Source organism: Psychrobacter sp. TWR1-1-1 (assembly GCF_049895865.1).
GTDB classification, from domain to species: Bacteria; Pseudomonadota; Gammaproteobacteria; order Pseudomonadales; family Moraxellaceae; genus Psychrobacter; species Psychrobacter immobilis_A.
Map to the genome: position 1 here is coordinate 86,275 of NZ_JAFCTE010000001.1, position 16,447 is coordinate 102,721.

Consider the following 16,447-nt stretch of genomic DNA (forward strand, 5'->3'; position numbering starts at 1 on the left):
ATATTTCATGACGGATTATACCAACTTAAAACTATCGATTGATGGTCATACTGCAACGCTAACCCTAAATAACCCACCTGCTCATACGTGGACGATGGACAGTCTACTGGCGCTTAAGCAACTGGTCACTGACCTCAATGCTAATGATGAAGTCTATGCGATAATTATTCATGGCGATGGCGAGAAGTTCTTTTCAGCAGGTGCCGATTTAAATAATTTTGCAGATGGTGATAAAGGTCGTGCGATCAGTATGGCGATAGCCTTTGGTGAAGCATTTGAAGCGCTGTCAGCCTATCGTGGCGTTAGTATCGCCGTGATCAATGGTTATGCGATGGGCGGTGGTCTTGAGTGTGCGCTAGCCTGTGATATTCGTATTGCAGAAGATCATGCCCAAATGGCATTGCCAGAGACTGGTGTGGGCTTATTGCCATGCGCAGGCGGCACGCAAAATCTAACGGCTCTCGTTGGTGAAGGCTGGGCAAAGCGCATGATATTGTGCGGCGAGCGCGTCGATGCCCAGACTGCACTACGCATTGGCTTAGTCGAAGAAGTCACTGCAAAAGGTGAAGGATTACAAACAGCACAAGCATTGGCGCAAAAAGTTGGTAAGCAATCACCGGTTGCGGTCAGTTATTCCAAAACACTTATTCAAGCGGCAAGACACACACCGCCTGCGCAAAACCTTATCCATGAGCGTGAAGCCTTTGTTAAGTTATTCGATACCATGGATCAGCGTGAAGGCGTGCAAGCGTTCTTAGAAAAGCGTAAACCCATTTGGCAAAATAAATAAAATCAGCTGTGGTTTTATAAAATAAACTTTGATTTTGATGTTGCCCTTTTTAATTTTGTAGGTCCTTTTTTATGACGGTAAATATGACAGAGACAAAAGAATGCGCCCAAGATGCACCAGTATTATTTAATACAGAACCGACAGATTGTGGTCATCTGATTGGGATAATGACGTTAAATACACCCAAATCTCTCAATGCGTTAAGCGTCAAGATGTGTCAATTATTATCACAGCAACTAGAGCAGTGGGAAACTGATGCTCAGATAATAGCGGTTGTTTTAAAAGGTGCAGGGGATAAAGCGTTTTGTGCGGGCGGTGATATACGTAAACTCTATGACAGTATGTCTGTAAATGCACCGCTGCCAAACCCGTATGCGACAGAGTTCTTCGGTAATGAATACAACCTTTATCGACAAATGCACTTTTACTCTAAACCATTAATACTTTGGGGTGATGGCATTATCATGGGTGGCGGCATGGGTCTGATGGCAGGCTGTAGTCATCGTTTAGTCACCGAGCGTACCCGCTTTGCCATGCCAGAAGTGACCATTGGACTGTTCCCTGATGCTTCTGGCAGCTGGTTCTTGCAGCGCATGCCTGCTAAAACGGGTTTATTCTTAGGATTAACGGGTGCGATGTGTAATGGCAGTGATGCATTATTAGCCAACTTAGCAGAATATGCAGTTGCCAGCTCTGATTATGATGCCATCATGCAACGTCTGAAGCAAAGTGACTGGCAACCGGCAGCTAATGCAGACAATAAAGAAAGCTATAAAGAAAATAATAACAGCGCCCATAGTATCGTGAGCCGAGCATTAGCGGCGCAGCCTGTTGCTGAGATACCTGCTAGTAAGTTGGCGCAGCATTGGCGTGCTATCCAGCAGCTGATGAACAGTGGCGGTTTGGGTGATATTGATGCGCTATTACAAAGCGATGAGGCGCTTGCACAACTTGATGCAGATTTTGCTGCCGACAGCTGGTCACAGAGGGCTGTAGCAACTTATCGACATGGCTGTCCAGTTACTGCTGCTTTAACTTATGCGCTTTATTATAAAGTCACTGACTTATCGCTAGAGCAAGTTCTGTATTTAGAAGCCAATGTCGCTGTACATTGTGCCGCCAATCCTGACTTTAAAGAAGGCGTACGTGCGCTACTGATTGATAAAGATCGTAATCCACAGTGGTCACGCTCACTAGCAGACTGCTTGAGTAGCGAAGGGCAGGCGTACATACAGCAGCACTTTGTGAACCCTTATGCTAAAGATGAGCATCCGTTAGGCGATTGGTTGGGTGATGAGGCTTTAGGCAGTCAGTCTGTGCGTTAAAAATTGAATTTATCAATTCAATATAGACATCAAATTAAAATTACACTCTATTAAATAGTTTACAGCTATATGTGTAGCAACGCCTGCGTGCATGATTAATACTAACCATCAAGGAATGATGAGATGAATACAAAGGATGTAAATGCCACCGATAACGATACTACTAAGCCAAATATTGCTTTTATTGGGCTTGGTAATATGGGCGCACCAATGGCAGAGAACTTGTTAAAAGCAGGTTACCCGCTCTCGGTTTATGATTTATCCGCAGAAGCAACTGAGCGCTTGCAGCAAGCAGGTGCCAGTGTAGCAGACAGTCCTAAAGATGCTGCACGTCATGCACAGGTCGTTATCAGTATGTTGCCTGCTGGCAAGCACGTCCATTCTGTCTATTTAGGAGATAATGGCGCTGACGGTCTACTTGCAGAGTTACCACAGGGCACATTGGTGATTGACAGCAGTACCATTGCAGCGGCTGATGCAAGAACAGTGGCGGAGGCGGCAAGCAAGCTTGGCATAGACTTCTTAGATGCCCCAGTCTCTGGTGGTACGGGCGGTGCTATCGCTGGTACGTTAACCTTTATCGTCGGTGGCAGCACTGATGCCTTTGCCAAAGCTGAGCCGATACTGGCTGTGATGGGCAAAAACATCTTTCATGCAGGCGAGCATGGCGCAGGACAAGTGGCAAAAATCTGTAATAATATGCTGTTAGGCATTCTGATGGCAGGAACAGCAGAGGCGATTAACTTAGGTGTCAAAAACGGTCTGAACCCTAAAGTGCTATCAGATATTATGCTGCAAAGCTCAGGTCGTAACTGGACGCTAGAGGTATACAACCCTTATCCGCAAGTGATGGAGAATGTCCCATCTAGCAATGGCTATCAAGGCGGGTTTATGAGTAAGCTCATGCAAAAGGATCTTAACCTTGCCATGCAGACCGCTGAAGATACTCAGGTAGAGACACCGATGGGCGCTAAAGCGACAGAGCTATATGAAGCACATGCAATTGACAATGGCGACAAAGATTTTTCGAGCATTATGGGGCGACATGACAGCTCAGTATTGACTTAAATTATCAAAGTACCTATGAAAAAGGTCTGTATTATTATCTGAATGCAGACCTTTTTTTTGCTTATATTGCATCATCTAGCTGGGTAGGTTATAGACAAGCGACTGAATATCTTTCGCTGCTTTTTGCAGTCGTGGGACATGGGTTAAGAGATCATCTAAAGACACTCGTATGGTCGGTGCATGAAGATATAGCGAAGCAAGGTAGCGCGACTTTCTATCCCGTATCGGTACGGCGATTGCCACCATTTCAGAAATAAACTCTTCATTATCGATACCAATACCTGTTTCAGCGATACGATCAAGCTCAGCGTTTAGCGCATCGATATCGGTAATCGTATTTTTGGTAAACTTATCCAATGACAGGTTTTGCAGTATTTTGTCGCGGCTTGTGCGCGGCAACTGACTTAAATATAGCTTGCCAGTCGCTGTACACCACATTGGAGATTTTGCGCCCACTGGCAAATAGATCTGTATTGGCAAGGTCGTATTTGCACGGTTGGTATAGATCATGTTCATCTGATAAGGCACACCGATCCCGCAAGTCTCTTTTAGCTCATCAACCAGCTTTTGCAAAATCATTTGTCGCTCATTAAAGAACAATCGCTGCTGCCAAAGCTCAACACCCAAGTTGCGTACTCGCTTGCCCGGTATAATACCGCCGCCAATATCCACAGTCACAAACCCTTCATCGAGCAGATTTTGAATCAATCGATGAATGGTCGGCTTTGGAATATCAAGCTCTTGCGATAGCTCAAGTGGCGAGAGCGGTTTTGAGGCATAGGAAACCGCCTCGATAATCTCTAACACACGGGTAATCGACGATACTTTAGGCATATGAGTGGCTCAATAAGAATAAAAAGAATACAGTAGGAAATACAACAAGGCATTAACAGATAAAAGTAAATACGCAGCCTTGCGACACATTTTCCCTAACCTCTAATTTAGCATAATATCAAGCCTAGACAAGATCTAGTTACTTTATATGCCAATACTAAATGTATCAATACTAACGTCACAAAGTCATACAATATTGAAAATTTATGCTAATGCTTTATTTTTCTGAAAAGTTTTTTAAAAGCAATAATTACTACACCAACTCACAAAACACAACAAACTGTAGTAATAAGCTATATAACTGCTATTGAGTTAAATAAAGAGGTAGGTCATTATAATGACATATTTTGTAATATCCTTACATGAAGATTAAGCTAACCAATATTCATGTTTGCGCTTTTGAGTTACTTTAAGAGCATTGTGTAACAGAAAGTCGAAGTTTTGCAGATTGGTGTAGTAATTATTACAATATCTATGCAATCTTTACATAACGGCAAATAAAAAGCGCTCCTAGAGGGGTGACTTTTCCGGCCAAAATTGTTTTAATCTGCTCAACAAAATGATCGATTTAAAAAAAGCTAGATTGTCATTTTTTATGGGCGACTTATTCCACACTTTAGGAGAGTATTTATGAGACTTATTAAATTAACAGCAATTTCTGCTGCCGTTTTAGCGTCAACTGCTGCACTAGCTGCTGAACCTGTTATCGTTGTTGATGGTAACGATGCAGTTGTGTATGAAGCTGAGCCTGTTGCTGTTGCATATGAAGCTGAGCCTGTTGCTGTTGCATATGAAGCTGAGCCTGTTGCTTATGCATACAATGCTGACGCTGGTATCGTTCGCAATACTACTGGTGCTGTTGTCGGTGGTACTAAGACTTTCTTCCAAACTGCTATCAACCCAGCTTCTGTTAGCGCTGAAGTTGGTACACTAGGTTATGGTGCTAACATCGGTTGGTCACTAAATGAGAAAACTGAATTACAAGCTGGTTGGGCTGGTGGCGATGTTGCTGACCTATTCGGCGGTGACTTTGACGCAAACGACGTAAACTATGACGTTGATTCTGACTTCAGCAACCCGTACCTAGGTGTGCAATTACGTCCTACTGGTAACTGGTTTACAATGGGTGCTGGTATCATTGTACCTGACAACGACATCGACGTAACTGCTAATCCAGATGGCGGCGTATACAAAATTAACGATAGAACGTTTGTTGCTGATGGCGAAAACGGTGTAGGTTCTTTACAAGGTACTATGGAACATCGTAACAAACTAGCACCTTATGGTACTATCGGTTTCCGTCCTAACATCGGTAACAACTGGGGTGTATTCGGCGAAATCGGCGCAGCCTATATGGGTAAAACTAACGCGACTGTAAATGCAGTTGACCCAGAAAGAAATGTGAATATTGATAATGGTGTTACTCCAGGTGGTGTAGATTCAGGCTTAAATGCTGGTCAAGTTGCTAAACTTGCTGAGCGTGAGCTTGAAGATAAAGACTATCTTGAGTGGATGCCAATTGTTAAGCTTGGTGCAACTTACCGTTTCTAATCTAATCACGGTTTAAGTACTGTTATTAGAAGAAGAGTAAGAAAAAACGATCCTTTTTAGGGTCGTTTTTTTGTCTGTGAAAGGGTAGTTGTTAGAATGAATAACAGGTGTAAATGGTCTAGAAAACAACGATGGTTTGTTGCGCTGACAATACCGCGATATGGTAATCGGATTTAACGTCTGCTATGAACATTAAAGATGACGGTTCTCTAATAGCATGAATCAAATCAGCAATCAGGTAGGAGTAATCTATTCCTAACCCTTGTGCCAGTTTGTATTGATGAATTTTGATAAAACTTTCTTTTATTTGCCACAGTAATTTAGCGATAATCTCACGCTGAAGTGGGGACAGTGTTTGTAAAGCAGCCATTTCATGCTCAGAATAAAACCGCTGTGCCACGCGCCATGCTACATGATTGGTTTCAATATCAATACCAATGGGACGGTGACCGCTAATGACCACTGTTACTTTACTGTTCAATGATGTATCAATTGTCTGAACAGTATTTTGATTAATATCATGGTGATTCTTGCTGCCTGTATGACTAAAGCATACGTAATATTCACTGCTGCTAAGCCGATACGGGAAGTTTGACTCATCCAGAGTATCGCGCAACTTTAGCTGATCCAGTAATTGTTGTAGCAATAATCGAACGCCTTTACGTTGTAGTTGACGTTGATGCTGCGCCATTTCACGCGTTGATAAACTTACTGGTGATAGGCAGTAATGCCAATTAAGCTCGTAAATTTTCTGAAAATCTACCTGCAATATATTGTTCGCGGATGACCACAGTAATTCATCCCACAGTCTTTTAAAGTTGAGGGATGAACACTCGCTTACTTGTGCAGTGGCGCACCACGTTACAGGATCGAGCTGGGTATATTGGACATGGGTCAGGTTTAAGATAGAGCTTGGCATCATTGATTATATCTATTGGATTGGTTCGCTTAGTAATATGCAAAAAGCCCAGCGATATATTATTGCTGGGCTTTCAATTATAAAATATGTTGAGCTTTATCGACTGTGATTGGTTTTACTGGTGTTAGTAAGACAATTCAGCACGGCGATTTAGTGCATAAGCTTCTTCAGTATTACCAGCGGCAGCAGGGCGCTCTTCACCATAGCTGATGACGCGGATATTGTTTACTGCGACGCCTTGAGTAGCAAGGTAATCACGTGCTGCTGCAGCACGGCGCTCACCTAGTGCCATGTTGTATTCACGGCTACCGCGATCATCAGTATTACCTGCGATAACAACGCTGGCTGCTGGATTTGAGTTTAGCAAGCTGGCATGTTGATTAAGAATGCTCGCTGCTTGTGAAGTAATTTCGCTGCTATCAAAAGCAAAGTAAACAACCGCCTGTAGGTTTTCAGCGCCCATAATAACCGCGCTTGAGTTATCTACGATGACTGCGCCAGTGTATCCAACTTGACCACCTGGGATACCTAGTGGGGCAACCACGACTTCAGAGGTAGCACGTTTGGTCGCACAACCTGTGGTTAGTGCCACAGCGCTTGATAATACAGCGAGGGCTGCGATCTTAGAAAAACTGGTTGACATAATGAGCTCCTAAAATTTTAATTAATTAAAATTGTTTTTTTGAACTGCTTACGATAAAACTTAGGCAATTGCTATCTATCATATACTAAATGTTACTTTATGTAAGTAGTATTACTGTAAATAATGCTAGAATTTACAGATAGATATGAGATCCACTACCAGCGGTGCTTGCCCCAATTTTCAGGATTGGCCCAATAATCCGCATTTAACCAATTTGGCAACTGTTTATAATCATATAAATTGAACTGCCAAAGTCTGGCGGACGCTGATGACTTTACAGATAAAGGCTGCTCTGTTTGCTCAGTAGTATTCATCTCTAAAGATGGCTCATGCAAGATATCAAATGGGGTAAAGCCATAAGCTTTTAAATCTAGGGTGCCATCAAGGGCTATGAGCAGGTGTGCCGCATAAAGATCTCGATAGCGCATGAGCAGCGGAATATACTGCTGCAGCAACTCTGGTGAGAGTGTGGGCAACCAAAAACAGGCGAGCTCATAACGTTCAGGCAATTGTCGTTGATTGAGCTCTAATAGTGTCGATATTTGTGGTGAGCGGGTATTTTTTAGCAGTGTCTTTAATGCTAACCGCGCATTTTGGTCTGGGACGACCCACAGCAACTCAGTGTCATTATCAGTAGATTCAATGGTTGTGGATGCGTTCGCTTGTATGGTTAGTGAGGGCAAAAGAGCCTCAACGTAATCTATCAATAATGGTAACGTAATGTCTGAGCGACTGGCAGTTTGCTTTATCATATAATAGGCCGTTTATCGAGTGTTGGTCATCAGTGACCCTATTAAATCATTTTAATCGCGATTATCCAATGGGTGATTGATGCTGATTATGCTGCTCTTTTAATATGTCGACTCTCTCATTCTTTTGATATATCGACTCTCTCATTGCCATCGCATTTTGATAAGTGTCATGGACGATGGACATAATAAAATTGGGACCTGCTCTTGAAATTTGGCAGTTTAGGTCAATGTAGCAAGATACCATTATCATGTTAATGGTCATAAAATTATGCTAATTGATGACTTGCCTTAACCTAAATTATCCCGCTTTTTACCGTATATATTTTTTGCCACAAATAATAATAGGAATACCCATGTCTATTGCTGAAACTGATGCTCAAATCATTAATCCTGATATGCCAGATGTGCCACCGCATACACCAAGTAAAATTAATTTAAAAGATTACCAGAAACCTAGCTTTGATGTGGAAACGGTTGATTTAGATATTAAACTGTTCGAAAATCATGCACAGGTAGACAGCACACTGAAGATGGTACGTCAAACAGCAGGAGATCTCGTATTGTTTGGTGAGGAGTTGGAGCTGATCGCCATTACGATGAATGGTAAGCCATTGATGGCTGAGGGTTATCAACAACAAGCAGGTACGTTGACGATTGCTAATGCACCTGATGAGGTTTTTTTAGAGATTCAAGTACGCATCTGTCCGCAGACCAATACCGCACTTGAAGGGTTCTATATGGCGGGCAGTGGTGATGAGACGATGTTTGTCACTCAGTGCGAGCCTGAAGGTTTTCGCAAGATTACCTTTTATCCAGACCGCCCCGATGTATTGGCGATATTTACCACGCGTCTTGAGGCGGATAAGCGTTACCCAACACTATTAGCCAATGGTAACTTGGTTGAAGCGGGTGAAGTGGCAGATGCCCCAGACCGTCACTATGCGATATGGCATGATCCAACCAATAAGCCAAGCTATCTATTTGCCTGTGTTGTCGCTGATTTAGACGTATTGACGGATTCTTATACCACCAGCGAAGGTCGTGAGGTGTTGCTGGAAATATACGCAAAGTCTGCTGACATCGATAAATGTGATGTCGGTATGCAAGCGTTGAAAGATTCGATGAAATGGGATGAGATCAATTATGGTCGTGCCTACGATTTAGATCGCTATATGATTGTTGCAGTGAGTCAATTTAATATGGGCGCAATGGAAAACAAAGGTCTAAATATTTTTAATACCGCTTGTGTGTTATCCAGTCCTGAGACGACAACGGATGCGCGTAGCTTTAGTGTGAAAGCCATCATTGCCCATGAGTATTTTCATAACTGGACAGGCAATCGCATCACTTGTCGTGATTGGTTTCAATTGTGCTTAAAAGAAGGCTTTACTGTTTACCGCGATCAATCATTCTCAGCGGATCAGCAGTCGAGTGCCGTACAGCGTATCGACGATGTGGCGACCTTGCGTGCTCATCAGTTTGCGGAGGATGCAGGACCACTGGCGCACCCGGTACGCCCTGAGAGTTTTGTCGAGATTAATAATTTTTATACGACGACTGTTTATGAGAAAGGCGCTGAAATCGTACGCATGATTGCCAATACGTTAGGAGCCGAGAATTTTCGTAAAGGCACGGATGAGTATTTCCGTCGTTATGATGGGCAAGCAGTCACGGTTGAGGACTTTTTATCTGCGCTTAGCATCACTGATAGCAAGATTGAAAGCTTCATCGACTGGTATCGTCAGCCAGGCACACCAATGGTGTCTGGTCATCAACATTATGACCATGCAGCGCAGACACTGACGATTACGTTAAATCAGCAAACCCGTCATGTCAGTGGCTTTGCTGCGCCAAAACCCTTGCCTATTCCGGTCGCGACTGCGCTATTTGATAAAGACAGTGGTGACATTGTGGCTGAGCGTATGCTGCTACTCGATCAAGCCACGCAAACCTTTACCTTCAAAAATATAGCGCGTGAGCCTGTCGTATCCTTGCTACGTGATTTTAGTGCGCCAGTACAGCTCAATTATGATTATCAAGATGCAGATTTGGCATTTTTGCTCAAACATGAAACCAATGGTTTTAACCGCTGGCAAGTGACGCAGATGCTGGTCAATCGTATCTTGCTGCAAGGTCAAGGCGAGAAGAGCAGTTCTGACATCTATCTGCAAGCACTAGCGCAGACATTGCCTGTGCTCGCGGCTGAGGATGCGATGTTGGCTGCCCGCTTGCTTGATATTCCATCAGCGCAAGAGCTGGCGTCTGCTATTCATAAAGATTACGATCCAGCATTGGTGAAAGCGCAGCGCGACGACTTGTATCAGCAGCTTGCAGAGGCGCTAAAAGATCAATGGGCTGAGCTTTATGAGCAGCTACCTATGCAGTCTTATGAAGATAGTGCCGAAGCTCGTGGCACCCGTGCCTTGCGTAATGTGGTGCTCGATATGGCGCTGACCGCAAATGTCGATGGCGCAGATAAATGGGCGCAGCAGCAGTATGATGATGCAAGCTGTATGACGGAGCGTTTCGGCGCGTTGAAAGCGATGGTCAATCATCAACTGCTAAATGCTGATGAGTATTTAGCGGACTTTTATAATCGCTTCCAAAATAATGATTTGGTCATCGATTTATGGTTTAGTGTGCAAGCGTCTGCTGATACTGTGACCGCTGATACTATCCAATCCTTGATCGCTCACGCAGATTTTGATTGGAATACGCCCAATCGTGTACGCTCAGTGGTCAGCGCCTTCACCTCGCAGCCAACGGCTTTATGGACGGCAGAAGGGTTAGAGCTTTATATTGGTGTGATTAAAAAGTTGGATGATGCCAATCCTGTTTTGGCGTCGCGCTTATTGCAAGTGCTAGCGCGTTGGAATACCTTGGCGGAGCCACGTCGTCAAATGGCGCATGAGCGGTTGATTGAGTTGCAAAAGCAAGCTTCTTCTAAGCACGTACTTGAAAGTCTAAACAGTGTTTTAGGTGCGGCAAATGTATAAAGCGTAATATTTTATCAGTTACGTTGAAAAGTTAAACGTGATAATCTAATAAGTTAAAGCGTACAAAAAAGCCCGTCTGACATATCATGTCAGACGGGCTTTTTGCTGAGCAACTCATCAAGATAGAGTGATCTTTATCGTGATGAGGGACTGTCAATATTAACGGTTAGGCAAAACGTCTTTGACCATATCACGTAGATTATACAGGGCAGTGACCGTACTATCCCAATCTAAGCAACCGTCAGTGATAGACTTGCCATATTCGAGCTGGCTTAAGTCAGCCGTCAGTTTTTGATTGCCGCCCTTTAGATGACTCTCAATCATCATACCGATGATAGATTTATTGCCGTTTTGAATTTGTTCCGCAACGTTTTGGATAACCATCGGCTGTAGATATGGGTCTTTACCTGAGTTGGCATGGCTTGAGTCAATCATAATCTTGCTATTGGTTTTACCTTTTGCCAGCTCGTTTTCCACTTGTGCAACCGCAGTTTCGTCATAGTTGGGCTTGCCGTTACCACCGCGAAGTACCACATGCGCGTAAGGATTGCCTTTAGACTTGATGATTGAGACTTTGCCATCTGCTGACAGACCTAAGAAGCTATGACCTTCTTTTACGGCTTGCATTGCGTTAACAGCGACTGTCATGCCGCCGTCTGTTCCATTCTTAAAGCCTACTGGGCACGATAAGCCTGAACTCATTTCACGATGCGTTTGGCTCTCAGTGGTACGTGCGCCAATCGCTGACCAGCTGATCAAATCCTGCATGTACTGCGGGGTATTCGGGTCTAATGCTTCGGTGGCGCAAGGAAGACCTTTTTCATTCAAATCGAGCAGTAGCTTACGGGCAGTACGCAGACCTTTTTCGATATCGAAGCTGTCGTTCATATCAGGATCATTAATCATGCCTTTCCAGCCAACGGTTGTGCGCGGCTTTTCAAAATATACGCGCATCACCACAAACACGCTATCTTCGATTTCTTTTGCTAATATGGCCAAACGATCGGCATATTCGTGAGCGGCTTTGATATCATGAATAGAGCAGGGGCCGATGACCACAAAGAGGCGCTTGTCTTTACCGTCCAAGATGTTTTGGATGGTATTACGACCGTTTAATACGGTTTTATAGGCTGCATCTGATAAAGGTAGCTCAGTTTTTAGCTCAGCGGGAGTGATCAAAGGAATGAACTTTTCAATATTCACGTCGTCAATATCTGCATTATGGGTAACTGATGTTGTCATGGTTATATATCGTCTAGCTGATTTATAGGGAGTTTCATTATGCGGACAAAAGTGTTGGTTGACAAGGGCAGTCGCGCAGTTAATTGACTGATAACTGGAATGAGGAAACCAAAACTTAGTTATACTTGTTCAGCGCCAATCGTATATGAGCGCTTCAACAAGCAAGATTGTTACTCAATTTATCTGTCCGTATAGAAAAACGAATTAACCCGTTAAGTAGTTATTTCTGGCTTTTATCAGCTAATTTAGCTATTTGTATCATCGTCACGTATGATGACAACATAAAAGGTATGACGATAAAATAGTGAGTATGGCGAATGCTTATGTATCACAGAGCTTTCACGCAGATTTTATGCGTCGTATTTTATAATAATCATTCATTTATTTTATATGCATTTATTGTATTTTTTAATATCGAGAGCTTGTCATGACAGATTCTGCTACGCCTGATCAATATCATAACCTTATAGACCAAATAGAGACTGAAATTCGAAGTGCTGAATTACAGACTGTGCCATTGGTCATCGGTATCGTCGCAGGTGAGGTGTCAGGGGATAGCTTGGGCGCAGACTTTATGCAGCAGATGAATAATCTACGTGGTGATATTGTGTGGGTCGGTGTTGGTGGTACAAAGATGCAAGCGCAAGGGCTACACAGCATTTTTCCGTTGGAGCGTTTGGCGGTGATGGGTTTGGTAGAAGTCATGGCGCAATTGCCTGACTTGCTTAAAGCTCGCCGTGAATTATTGAGCGCATTTAAAGCCGCTGATATTGATTGGTTTATTGGCATTGATGCGCCTGATTTTAATCTTAGAGTGGCTAAAAAATTAAAACCGCAAGGCGTATTCTGCGTGCAGTATGTCAGCCCTTCTATTTGGGCATGGCGTGAGTCACGTATTCATAATATTAAAGCAGCGACCGACCTTGTGTTGTGTTTGTTCCCCTTTGAGCTGTCCGTTTATGAGCGCCATAATCATCCAGCAATATGTGTTGGTCATCCGCTGTTGCGTACGATCGATCAAACATTATTAGAGACACCGATCAATCAGCGCCGTAGTGAGCTGGTTTGGCACAACGATGGCTTGCAGCAGTTTTTTATTGAACGATTTGACGATGTCAGCCAGCTTATTTGTGTAATGCCAGGCTCTCGGCGCGGTGAAATCACGGCTATTTTGCCATTGATGTTAGATGGTATTCAAAAGTTGATATTGCTTGAACCCAAGCTGTGCTTTATCATTCCGACCGTCGACCAGAATCACCAATACATCGTCCAAGATGTTATTGATCAGCGCTCAGAGCAACTGCGTGCTGCCATTGTGGTGGTCTATGATGATAGCCAGCCAGCCTTTAGTCAGCAAGCGATGGCAGCCTCAGATATTGTAATGCTGGCATCTGGTACTGCAACGCTAGAGGCGATGCTATTAGAGCGACCGATGGTGGTGGTTTATCAATTAAATAAACTCACCTATCAGATTGCCAAACGCTTGGTCAAAGTGCCTTATGTGGCGCTGCCCAATATTTTGGCTGATACTGCAATCGTTCCTGAGTTGATTCAAGAGCAGGCGAGTGGCGACAATATCTGTCGTACGGTCATGCGGCTACTACAACCGCGTGCCTATGCTGAGCAATTAAAAGATCTCATCGCCACCAAGCACTTATTACAACAGCAGAGTAATCATGATCCTGCTAATAGTGTGATTGAGCAATGGTTTATCCAAGCGAAACATCGGATTTAAGCTATTATTGATTGCGATCATTTCTTCTTCTATTAATCACAATGATACCTGATAACAAAGATACCGCGCCCCTATGAGTAACCAGTACCAAACCGACAACTCCGTTACCCCGATTGATATAAGTATTGAGCAAATTGATATCAAAGGTCAATATCTACAGCTGGTTGAGCCTATTCGTTTATCGGGTCAGGTAGATATTGATGAGCTACTTGCTCAGTATCCGATCGAGGTGGAGCAAGGCTTACAGCAGTCAACGCTACAAATAGGCGTTGATGAAGCAGGACGTGGGCCGTTGCTCGGTAGCGTCAATGTGGCTGCTGCGATATTGCCTAAAACTTGGTCAGGATTGATTGAGATGCAGCCATTAAAGGACACGCCATTATCTATCTTGACCGACTCCAAGCAGCTGAGTGAAAAGAAGCGTGACCGTCTTTATCCGTTGGTTCAGCAGCATGCTATTGGTTATGTTGTCGCCGAGATCCCAGCAGCGGTCATCGATCAAGTCAATATCTTGCAAGCGACGATGCTCGGTATGCGCTTATGTACCGAAGTATTGTTAAAAGCCATTGCTCATCATCTTGTCAACTCTATGAGGCAGGTCGAAGTTTTGTTCGATGGTAATCGCTGCCCTGAATTAAATGAGGCAATGCTCGCTGAACTGGGTATAGACAAATCGACTATCGATTGCCAAGCATGGGTAAAGGGCGATGCGCGTCATACCAGCATTGCTGCCGCCAGTATATTAGCTAAAGTCAGCCGTGACAAAGCCATGTATGCGCTTGATGCCGAGCATCCAGAATACGGTATCGCCAAACATAAAGGCTATCCAACACGCGCACACGTAGAGGCAATCGAAAAATACGGCGTATTATCTGCGCATAGACGTAGTTTTGCACCAGTCAGAAAGTCATTAGAGAAAGCCACTTAAGAACAAATCACTTAAGAAGAAAGCACTTAAAAATAAACGTTAAGCTGAGCGTGCTTCTTTAAAATAGCCTAAGCGGACATAGTCATGACTAAAAATAAGACAGTCTATAATGAACTTATCAGTCTTCAACAAACACCAAGTAAAAATTTATGGACTGTATTACAATGCCATTACAAATAAATTCAATACTGTGATATTAGCAGCTTATGTCCGCATACTTAACGCTGGCATTTATTGACTTATATACGCGCTATTATTCTATAGGATAAAAAATGACGCTCAGTACGCTATTAATCAGTACGCCACAGAAAAATCTTGCTGCAGTGCTTTTTTTGACAGTATTTATAACGGCTTGTGGTGGGGGCGGTGGGGGCTCTGATAGCAGCTCTAATACTAATGCGCCAAGTCCGAACCCACCTGCTATCGAGCCAAACGATCAGCCCAATGATAATACAAGCGACAATTCAAGCGATAATGTTGGCGAGCAACCTGATAGTACGACTGCTACTAATGAGGTAAAGGCTGCATTAATTGCCAACAATAAGTTCAGTTTGGCGCGTGCCAGCTGTGGTCTGAGCGGCTTATCTGTTGATACCGCGCTTGATGATGTTGCTATTAAACATGCAAATTATATTAAATACGTCTTTGCCAATAGCTCACCGACCGCATTCAGCGGGCATTACGAAAATAAGATTGCAGATATTTCGGGCGTTACCAGTAGCAATAATCCATTTTTTGGTGGGCTCAGTTTTACCGATCGCTTATCAAACGCAAATTACCCAAATGTACGATATGGTGTGACTGAAAATATCGCCCAATCTATCCACTATAGTTCAGCAGGCAATCTTATTCGCTCGGATGTTGTGGCAGGCTCGATGGCAAAGTCCTTGCTGGCAGCGCCTTACCATTTGCGTTCATTAATGATGCCTAGTGCAAGCGTGACGGGTGCTGGCGTGGTTATCTATAAGCCATACAATAAAGAGGCGGCGAATAACCAAGGTTATGTATTGGTCAACCATGCAGCAGCGACCCAAGCGACTAAAGATAATACGGTTAAAGGCGTATTTACTTATCCATGTGAAGGCGTGACGGATACAGTAACCGCGCTATATAATGAGACGCCAGATCCTGTCAAGCATACAGGACGTGACTTGCGAGTGGATCCTATCGGGCAACCCATTTATATCAATATGCCATCCGCTCAAACGATTGATATCAGCAATGTGACATTCCATGATATCCAGCGAAATATCGATGTACCGATTGAGCTGCTAGACTATCGCCAAGATCCCTATAAAAATACGGCAAATGCACTACCAGCAAACGAGGCTTTTATATTACCAATCACTGATAATTTAAAAAGCTGCCAGATTGCCAGTAAAAAAGGCAAAAACTGTGGTTTACATGGCAACAGTGACTACCGTGTCAGCTTTGATATTTTAGTGGATCATAAAACTATCGAGCGTGAGAGCTTTACCTTTACGACAGGGATAGTCAACTAATAATTAGGTGAACTAAGACGCGTTCTTAATCTGAATAAAAGCACCAATCTGAACGAAAGTATCTAAAGAGTAAGTAAAATAAAGCAAGGGCTGAACCAGTTATCTGATTCAGCCCTTGCTTTATTATCATAGTCAATCCATTGCACTATAAAAAATTTCAGC

13 protein-coding genes are annotated in these 16,447 nt (G+C 43.5%); 8 read left to right on the plus strand and 5 right to left on the minus strand.

The features are described 5' to 3' along the window. Nucleotides 1-7 precede the first annotated feature (7 nt). From ACP69U_RS00325 to mmsB, 3 genes are all read left to right on the plus strand, one after another. Nucleotides 8-790, plus strand: coding sequence for an enoyl-CoA hydratase (locus ACP69U_RS00325; RefSeq protein ID WP_426137453.1), 783 nt, complete (start codon nt 8-10; stop codon nt 788-790). An 83-nt stretch (nt 791-873) separates the two neighbouring features. After that, nucleotides 874-2,115, plus strand: a complete 1,242-nt coding sequence (locus ACP69U_RS00330) for an enoyl-CoA hydratase/isomerase family protein (protein WP_426137454.1) — start codon at nt 874-876, stop codon at nt 2,113-2,115. A gap of 123 nt (nt 2,116-2,238) precedes the next feature. Beyond that, nucleotides 2,239-3,183: a 3-hydroxyisobutyrate dehydrogenase gene (mmsB, locus tag ACP69U_RS00335; protein WP_426137455.1), complete on the plus strand. Its 945-nt coding sequence runs from the start codon at nt 2,239-2,241 to the stop codon at nt 3,181-3,183. Between the two features lie 75 nt (nt 3,184-3,258). Here the strand turns inward: mmsB and ACP69U_RS00340 are convergent, their stop codons facing one another. Further along, nucleotides 3,259-4,017: an IclR family transcriptional regulator gene (locus ACP69U_RS00340; RefSeq protein WP_426137456.1), complete on the minus strand. Its 759-nt coding sequence runs from the start codon at nt 4,015-4,017 to the stop codon at nt 3,259-3,261. A gap of 630 nt (nt 4,018-4,647) precedes the next feature. Between ACP69U_RS00340 and ACP69U_RS00345 the strand changes: the two genes are divergently transcribed. Next, nucleotides 4,648-5,568 carry a hypothetical protein gene (locus ACP69U_RS00345; RefSeq protein WP_201581435.1) on the plus strand — a complete coding sequence of 307 codons (921 nt, stop codon included), beginning with the start codon at nt 4,648-4,650 and terminating at the stop codon, nt 5,566-5,568. Between the two features lie 118 nt (nt 5,569-5,686). Here the strand turns inward: ACP69U_RS00345 and ACP69U_RS00350 are convergent, their stop codons facing one another. The 3 genes from ACP69U_RS00350 to ACP69U_RS00360 all read right to left on the minus strand — a co-directional run bounded on the left by ACP69U_RS00350 (nt 5,687) and on the right by ACP69U_RS00360 (nt 7,882). Next, complete coding sequence (locus ACP69U_RS00350; protein ID WP_426137457.1) at nt 5,687-6,490, minus strand: 4'-phosphopantetheinyl transferase superfamily protein; 804 nt, start codon at nt 6,488-6,490, stop codon at nt 5,687-5,689. A gap of 121 nt (nt 6,491-6,611) precedes the next feature. Then, nucleotides 6,612-7,130, minus strand: coding sequence for a peptidoglycan-associated lipoprotein Pal (gene pal / locus ACP69U_RS00355; protein WP_045452798.1), 519 nt, complete (start codon nt 7,128-7,130; stop codon nt 6,612-6,614). A gap of 155 nt (nt 7,131-7,285) precedes the next feature. After that, entirely contained in the window at nt 7,286-7,882 is a 597-nt protein-coding gene (locus tag ACP69U_RS00360) for a DUF6231 family protein (protein WP_426137458.1), read from the minus strand. A gap of 395 nt (nt 7,883-8,277) precedes the next feature. Between ACP69U_RS00360 and pepN the strand changes: the two genes are divergently transcribed. After that, on the plus strand, nt 8,278-10,878 hold the full coding sequence (gene pepN, locus ACP69U_RS00365) for an aminopeptidase N (protein ID WP_426137669.1): 2,601 nt from the start codon (nt 8,278-8,280) through the stop codon (nt 10,876-10,878). Between the two features lie 159 nt (nt 10,879-11,037). On the opposite strand, the gene ACP69U_RS00370 is transcribed toward pepN, so the two are convergent. Beyond that, the gene (locus tag ACP69U_RS00370; protein ID WP_045446373.1) at nt 11,038-12,120 is read right to left on the minus strand and encodes a 3-deoxy-7-phosphoheptulonate synthase; all 1,083 of its coding nucleotides are present in this window, start codon (nt 12,118-12,120) and stop codon (nt 11,038-11,040) included. Between the two features lie 427 nt (nt 12,121-12,547). Between ACP69U_RS00370 and lpxB the strand changes: the two genes are divergently transcribed. The 3 genes from lpxB (at nt 12,548) to ACP69U_RS00385 (ending at nt 16,285) form a co-directional block, all read left to right on the plus strand. Next, nucleotides 12,548-13,855 carry a lipid-A-disaccharide synthase gene (gene lpxB / locus ACP69U_RS00375; protein WP_426137459.1) on the plus strand — a complete coding sequence of 436 codons (1,308 nt, stop codon included), beginning with the start codon at nt 12,548-12,550 and terminating at the stop codon, nt 13,853-13,855. Between the two features lie 73 nt (nt 13,856-13,928). Then, entirely contained in the window at nt 13,929-14,783 is an 855-nt protein-coding gene (locus ACP69U_RS00380) for a ribonuclease HII (RefSeq protein ID WP_426137460.1), read from the plus strand. Between the two features lie 272 nt (nt 14,784-15,055). Beyond that, nucleotides 15,056-16,285 carry a CAP domain-containing protein gene (locus ACP69U_RS00385; protein WP_426137461.1) on the plus strand — a complete coding sequence of 410 codons (1,230 nt, stop codon included), beginning with the start codon at nt 15,056-15,058 and terminating at the stop codon, nt 16,283-16,285. Nucleotides 16,286-16,447 lie beyond the last annotated feature (162 nt).

Excerpts from the sequence above, each read along its gene's own strand:
- pepN (WP_426137669.1), top strand. The coding sequence starts at position 8,278 with ATGCCAGATGTGCCACCGCATACACCAAGTAAAATTAATTTAAAAGAT.
- lpxB (WP_426137459.1), top strand. The coding sequence starts at position 12,548 with ATGACAGATTCTGCTACGCCTGATCAATATCATAACCTTATAGACCAA.
- ACP69U_RS00345 (WP_201581435.1), top strand. The coding sequence starts at position 4,648 with ATGAGACTTATTAAATTAACAGCAATTTCTGCTGCCGTTTTAGCGTCA.
- ACP69U_RS00360 (WP_426137458.1), bottom strand. The coding sequence starts at position 7,882 with ATGATAAAGCAAACTGCCAGTCGCTCAGACATTACGTTACCATTATTG.
- ACP69U_RS00350 (WP_426137457.1), bottom strand. The coding sequence starts at position 6,490 with ATGATGCCAAGCTCTATCTTAAACCTGACCCATGTCCAATATACCCAG.
- ACP69U_RS00330 (WP_426137454.1), top strand. The coding sequence starts at position 874 with ATGACAGAGACAAAAGAATGCGCCCAAGATGCACCAGTATTATTTAAT.
- ACP69U_RS00385 (WP_426137461.1), top strand. The coding sequence starts at position 15,056 with ATGACGCTCAGTACGCTATTAATCAGTACGCCACAGAAAAATCTTGCT.
- ACP69U_RS00380 (WP_426137460.1), top strand. The coding sequence starts at position 13,929 with ATGAGTAACCAGTACCAAACCGACAACTCCGTTACCCCGATTGATATA.
- ACP69U_RS00340 (WP_426137456.1), bottom strand. The coding sequence starts at position 4,017 with ATGCCTAAAGTATCGTCGATTACCCGTGTGTTAGAGATTATCGAGGCG.
- pal (WP_045452798.1), bottom strand. The coding sequence starts at position 7,130 with ATGTCAACCAGTTTTTCTAAGATCGCAGCCCTCGCTGTATTATCAAGC.
- ACP69U_RS00325 (WP_426137453.1), top strand. The coding sequence starts at position 8 with ATGACGGATTATACCAACTTAAAACTATCGATTGATGGTCATACTGCA.
- mmsB (WP_426137455.1), top strand. The coding sequence starts at position 2,239 with ATGAATACAAAGGATGTAAATGCCACCGATAACGATACTACTAAGCCA.
- ACP69U_RS00370 (WP_045446373.1), bottom strand. The coding sequence starts at position 12,120 with ATGACAACATCAGTTACCCATAATGCAGATATTGACGACGTGAATATT.